At 40.8% G+C, this 6,671-nt stretch carries 5 protein-coding genes; all 5 read right to left on the minus strand.

The annotated features are described in order from the left end of the window. Nucleotides 1-236: 236 nt before the first annotated feature. Nucleotides 237-701: a hypothetical protein gene (locus AACV20_RS09105; RefSeq protein WP_094128249.1), complete on the minus strand. Its 465-nt coding sequence runs from the start codon at nt 699-701 to the stop codon at nt 237-239. A 665-nt stretch (nt 702-1,366) separates the two neighbouring features. Beyond that, nucleotides 1,367-1,792 carry a hypothetical protein gene (locus AACV20_RS09110; RefSeq protein ID WP_105976638.1) on the minus strand — a complete coding sequence of 142 codons (426 nt, stop codon included), beginning with the start codon at nt 1,790-1,792 and terminating at the stop codon, nt 1,367-1,369. A 140-nt stretch (nt 1,793-1,932) separates the two neighbouring features. Then, the gene (locus AACV20_RS09115; RefSeq protein WP_170908062.1) at nt 1,933-2,376 is read right to left on the minus strand and encodes a hypothetical protein; all 444 of its coding nucleotides are present in this window, start codon (nt 2,374-2,376) and stop codon (nt 1,933-1,935) included. A gap of 615 nt (nt 2,377-2,991) precedes the next feature. Continuing rightward, nucleotides 2,992-3,624 carry a hypothetical protein gene (locus AACV20_RS09120; RefSeq protein ID WP_017049041.1) on the minus strand — a complete coding sequence of 211 codons (633 nt, stop codon included), beginning with the start codon at nt 3,622-3,624 and terminating at the stop codon, nt 2,992-2,994. Nucleotides 3,625-5,308: 1,684 nt separating this feature from the next. Beyond that, a complete protein-coding gene (locus tag AACV20_RS09125; protein ID WP_094131616.1) occupies nt 5,309-5,950 on the minus strand; it encodes a hypothetical protein in 642 nt (213 codons plus the stop codon). Nucleotides 5,951-6,671: the final 721 nt, after the last annotated feature.

Genomic DNA, 6,671 nt, shown 5'->3' on the forward strand with positions numbered 1-6,671 from the left:
AGGCCATAAAGATCTTAAACAGCTTCGTAAACTTGCTTAATTTAAGTGCTAATTCAATATCACCAGTTAGTAACTTTTCAGCATATTTATTCACATTGGTTCCTTACTCAAAATTAGCATAACGCCCTGTTAAGGTGTGAGCAACGCAATACTGAAGCTCCCGCATATCACCTTAATCACTAAAATCAACGCATGGTAAAAATGCCACGCGTTGCGAATCACTCTTAAACAGATTGTTATGTATTTGCTGAAAAAGCATCTGCGCTATTACATAGCTTCAGCTCTTCGCGAAGTGCTGAAACCGTTGGTATTACAACAAACTCAGGCTTTTTTTCTTCACTAGCTTCAAGTGCTTTTTCTATTTGTGCTTGATGAGCAAGAGCTACCTCACCTAAATATGTTTCAGCTTCTTGCCTTTGACTTCTTAGCTTAGCTAAACGCTGGACTGTTTCTTGAAAGTTTTCAGATGAGCCACCTATGTAAAGATTTTGCACTCCATCAGTCATATCACGGTGTAACGCACTAATGGCATCACACCTCTTATTGAAAAAAGCAATCCGATCATTGTACTTCTTCTCTTCAAGCTTAAGCTTCTCTAACTCTAAAATGCTTTCCGAGTTTGCATTGGCGGTGTAGGCACCTACCCCTCCTGAAATTAACGCAACAACAACAGTTGCAAACACATTCCATTTGTATTCCATTTTTCCTCCTGATACATAACGCCCGGCTAAGGGGTTGACAACGCACCACCGAACTCAAAAAACCACTGTAAACACTGAACTTCAATTTTGCACTAAAGTCGCCACGCGTTGGCAATCCCTCTTGAGCCGTTTGTTATGCAAATTCAATGACATAAACTGACTTTACACGACCAAAAGCCACAATTGCAATGGTTGAGTGATTCAAGAACCAGCCCAAGCAAGAGCCGTGATAAATAAGCCGCCAAAACAAAGCCCACCTTTCAACAACAACCCAAGCTTTTGAACCAGACAAACTCAACCGGCAAGACTTTCAACAAATGCGAAATGATCGAATAACTTGCCCTTTCCACACTTTGCGCACGCTAAATTGACAACAAGCCAAAGCTAAAACTGATTGAGGCAAACCAGGAATCTTGTCTGTTTTACGGTTTGAGTGAACCATGAATTTTAGGGTAAAAATGTCATTTTCCGACAACACAAAACGAATGGCCGGAGAAATCCAAAAGATTGAAACCCTAAATTTACCTGAGTTGCATAACGCCCGGCTAAGGGGTTGACAACGCACCGCCGAACTTAAAAAACACACTTAAACACTGAACTTCAATTTTGCACTAAAGTCGCCACGCGTTGGCAATCCCTCTTGAGCCGTTTGTTAGGCGATTTTTTCAACCTGCGACTTTCTTTACGAAAGGTTTACGACCAGCAAAATGAAGCCTCACATATACTTTTTTACCCGATAGAGAAAAATAGTCACCCTGATTGAAGTTGTATACTTTTTTGTCGGATGGCTCAATTCGAGCGTTTAACCATGAATCTTCTGGAGACCAAATATAACTTTCCGTAGAAAATGGAGGCCATCCTTTTTTTGAATAAAGTTCTAGGTATTCCAATAACACGGGCTTTGCTGACAAGTTCTTAATACTTATATCGTGCCCAAGATCCACGCAACTTCTTGTTATTGATGATACTTCAATTTTAAACCTCTGCCCCCAAGCCTCGTGTAGCTTCAGGATAAATAGAATTGTGGATAGTAATGCGCCCCAAATTCCTAACAACAATGAAACTTCTAATTCTTGACCAAAGACACTCATCCGAATTGTTACCTCTTTTCGCCTAACGCCCGCTTAAGGGGCTGACAACGCTACTACCAAGTTTCCGCATAACACTGAAACCACCGAAATCAACGCACAATAAAAATACCGCGCGTTGGAAGTCCCTCTTGAAGCGTTTGTTAAGCTACTGTTACGAAAAACATCCGATAACCAAATGTGAATAGAGATAAAGCCCAAAAGCCATAACCTAATAAAAACATAGGGGTAGACTTATAAATTGACCGAATGCTTAGTAAGTTTTTTTCAATTTCATCTAGTTCATGCAGCCTTGCTTTCTCTACATCACCTTCTAGTACTGAAGCCTCAATATCTGCACGTATTTCTTTTAAATGCTGTGTAAATGTTGACTCATATTTCTTATCCTTGAAGATCTTGGATGAAAAAAACACAAAAACTAATAATATTGCCATTAATTGGATAATGGGTTGATTAACACTCCAACAACCCAATGTAGCAACAAACAACCAAATAGCTTCTAAGTTCAGTACATTATACCGATTTGATATTTGTACACGTAAGCCTTCGATCCTTACTATAAACTCTCGCCTAATTTCATCTGACATTTAGCAATTATCTCCATAGTTAATAAGTAGCTTAACGCCCGGCTAAGGGGTTGACAACGCACCGCCAAACTTAAAAAACACACCGTAAACACTGAACTTCAATTTTGCACTAAAGTCGCCAAGCGTTGGCAATCCCTCTTGAGCCGTTTGTTAGGCCAATAGATTGACAACGATACTTTAGAAACTCAAGAACAAGGCTTGTTTGAAAACTGAAAACCAACTAAGCGATTAATTTATAAACCAAAATCTCAAATCAGCAAAGAAACCAAAAAACTCAAATTTAACGGTTTGGAAGAAAAGTGACGAGCGTAGCATGCTCGGCGGACGTTTGGATGCTGAAGGTTATTTTGCCACTAAATTCACAACGAAAAGCAACCCAACACGATCAAGAAACAGCAAATATGTGATGACGATTTATTGCTTAAGTCCAGCCATGAGAACATGGAATTCGCCGTTCAATTCAAACCCGATTTAGCTGATAAAAACTCACTTTGCCTAACGCCGCGTTAAGTGGTGAGCAACGCATACCACTGCACCTAAAACATTGTGCCGTAAACACTTAAGCCGAAGCAAACTGAAAATGCCGAACGTTGGGAATCCGTCTTAAACGCTTTGTTATAAAGATTTTTCGCCATGCGTCTTTTCATATGATTCAAGCGCATTATTTACATGATAAACCGAAAAAACCACACTACCATCACTCAACATGTTAAAGCCAAGGGGCATAGCTATAAGCCCTAAAATCAGATAGCTAGCATTGAAATCAACTACCAGTGAATACACAGAAAATAAAGTACTCACAAGTCCAACTGTTGCTACGATCAAACCACATACGAGATTAAAAACCCCGAATATCTTTTCAAATTTTGATAATCGAACTCTAAAACTAAAATCTGCGATATCCGAAACGTTTGGAAAAGCTCCGATTGTTTTAAGTAAATGGCGAAAAGATACCTGACTGCCCACACGGTCATTTAGAACAAAAATAGCCGTGAGCATCGGCATACTTAGCCTAATACCATGAGCTTTTCGGAAGTGTTCTATATTGAGTTCATTCTTTAAATGTTTTTTCAATTCTGTTGAAACATTTGGGTCATTAAGAGCATCTGTAATAGCTAAGCAACGTTGATTACGATTATTTCTATAAAAATCAGTAATTTTTGGTAGCTGAGTGGCTACAAGTAAAACCAAGATAGCAGCTGCAATCCAGTATTCACCGTTTATGAGTAATTCTGCAAACACTTCCATTTATGCGCCATACCTCCGAATCTTTATAACGCCCGGCTAAGGGGTTGACAACGCACCACCGAACTCAAAAAACACCCTGTAAACACTGAACTTCAATTTTGAACTAAAGTCGCCACGCGTTGGCAATCCCTCTTGAGCCGTTTGTTAGGCCAACTGATTGACACCGAGACTTTCAAAACCAAAGGACGAGCTTTTTTGTAAACTTGAAACAAACTAACCGACTCATTTATAAACCAAAATGCTAAATCAGCAAAGAAACAAAAAACTCAAATTGAGCGATTTGGAAGAAAAGTGACGAGCGTAGCATGCTCGGCGGACGTTTGAATGCTGAAGGTTATTTTGCCGCTGAATTCACAACGCTAAACAACCCAACGCGATCAAGAAACAGCAAATATGTGATGATTATTTATTGCTTAAGTTAAGCCACAAAACATGGAATTTACTGCTCAATTTCAACTCGATTTAGCTGATAAAAACTCACCTTGCCTAACGCCCGGCTAAGGGGTTGACAACGCACCGCCGAACTTAAAAAACACACTGTAAACACTGAACTTCAATTTTGCACTAAAGTCGCCACGCGTTGGCAATCCCTCTTGAGCCGTTTGTTAGCTGCTGCACTTTAGCCGGAGATTTACGGCCCAACGGCCTAATTTAAAAAACATTATTGCTTTCAAGCGACAAAGTAAAACGGACAACTTAGAAACTAAAACCTAATCCACAAAACGCACTTGGCAAAGAAGAAATAGCAGGAAAACTGACGAGCTTCTAAGACTTAAATTTACAAAGAATTCTTTCGAAGAAGCCAACAACCAAGTGCACGAAATCCATTTAAGCGCGAAAGAGCCTCAAAACCAAAGAAGCCACACCAAAGAAATAAACAAACACACCACTTCCCGTAAACAGACTTCGGTTAGTTCAACCGCTTCACGAACAGTGCCACTGGCGAGATACGCGGAAAAGTGCTGACTTTCAGGTGTAAAGCTAGAGCCTCAGACTAAGAAAAATAAACGCTTAATTCTATGACTTTTCTTAACCTCAGCTAACGCCCGGCTAAGGGGTTGACAACGCACCGCCGAACTCAAAAAACACACTGTCAACGCTGAACTTCAATTTTGCACCAAAGCCGCCACGCGTTGGCAATCCCTCTTGAGCCGTTTGTTATGCAAATTCAATAAGATAAACTGACTTTACTCGATCAAAAGCCACCATTGCAATGGTTGAGTGATTCAAGAACCAACCCAAGCAAGAGCCATGATAAATAAGCCGCCAAAACAAAGCCCACCTTTCAACAAAAAACCAAGCTTTTGAATGCGACAAACTCAACAAGCAAGACTTTCAGCAAATGCGAAATGATTGAATAACTTGCCCTTTCCACACTTTGCGCCCACTTAATTTACAACGCGCCAACGCTAAAACTGATTGAGGCAAACAAAGAACCTTGCCTGTTTTACGGCTTGAGTAAACCACGAATTTTAGGGTAAAAATGCTCATTTGCCGACAACGCAAAACGAATGGCCGGAGAAATCCAAAAAGATTGAATCCCTAAATTTACCTGAGTTGCATAACGCCCGCTTAAGTGGTGAGCAACGCAATGCGATACTTCCGCACACCACCTGAATCACTAAAATCAACGCATGTTAATAATGCCACGCGTTGCGAATCCGTCTTAAAGCGTTTGTTATGTTTAAAAGCCAAGACGCTCGCGGAATTTGTTTTTTTGTTGTTTAGACATGCATAGCCAGATTTTTTTTTGCATGTCTTTTGGCATATAAGACAACTGAAACTGGTCGAACTCACTTCGTAAATTTACTGAGTAATCATTAGCCCTGAAGTCAATATGATGTTTATCCATAAGCTCAAAGAGTATTCTCAAGCTATCAGGAGGTAGAGATTTACCATCTTTAATCTCCAGAGCCATATTATGTATGGTACTTCGTTTTTCAAATGCAACTTTCCACAATGCGCGCAAAGGATCAAGGCTAGCGTCAATTTGCTTTGCTTTTAGTGCCTTATCTAGAACTTTTTTACGTTCTTTTTGATCAAGTAGTTCGCGTTTGTTCTCATCAAGAACCACGATTTCCTCAAAGCGCAGAATACACGAAGAACCCACCCACAACTTATTGGAGTTGCCTCCATTTTCAATCAGAAAATGATACCGAAGTTCGTCATGCTCACACAGCTCACATTGCTCAGTAGCTTCACCGTAATCAACAACCTCACCACTAAAAACCCATTCTTTACAGGCATCACTAAAGATATCAGCTGTGCTTAGAGGAACTAAATTCGCAATGGATCTTTCAAGCCATGGATTAACTCTTTCAGTCATAGTTTCCTCCTTAAACATAACGCCCAATTAAGTAGCCCGAAACGCACTGGCTGACTTCCCGCATGACACCGTAAACACGAAATTCAACGCAAACCAAAAGTGCTAAGCGTTGAGGGTCTGCTTGAATTGTTTGTTATGTTTTACCACAAACGACTGATTTATTTGGCAAAGAACTGCATTATTGACCGTGTTTTCTGAGTCTAATCACACGCCAAAACTCACTTGGCCGCCAGATGCGCTAGACACAAAGAGCGTAAATCCACTTCCCTGCCCAATGAGGCAACCCGATAAACGCTCAACAAGCGCCCTCTCTTTCCAACCAAAGCGCAGAACAATGGCAAATTGCCGAGGCAACTGCCAAGCCGACATGCTACTTGGCAAATACGCTAAAAGCGCTCTAAAGCCATCGAAACCTAAAACCAACCGACCCGATTTGCAAATGAAGCAACCCACGAATATTGGCATGTTTTACGGGCTGAGTGATTCATGAACTTAGGCCGACAATGCGGATTTGCTGAAGTACTCGAACGAACAGCCCAAGGGACAAAGAACATAGATCGAAGGAACTTTAAGCCACTGAAATACAAGTAAACATAACGCCCGCTTAAGGGGCAGACAACGCTACTACCAACTTACCGCATAACACCGTAATCACCGAAACCAACGCATAGTAAAAATGCCACGCGTTGGCTGTCCCTCTTGAAGCGTTTGTTATGCTACC

Origin of the sequence: Vibrio sp. B4-6, from assembly GCF_963888245.1 — a bacterium.
Lineage (GTDB): Bacteria > Pseudomonadota > Gammaproteobacteria > Enterobacterales > Vibrionaceae > Vibrio > Vibrio anguillarum.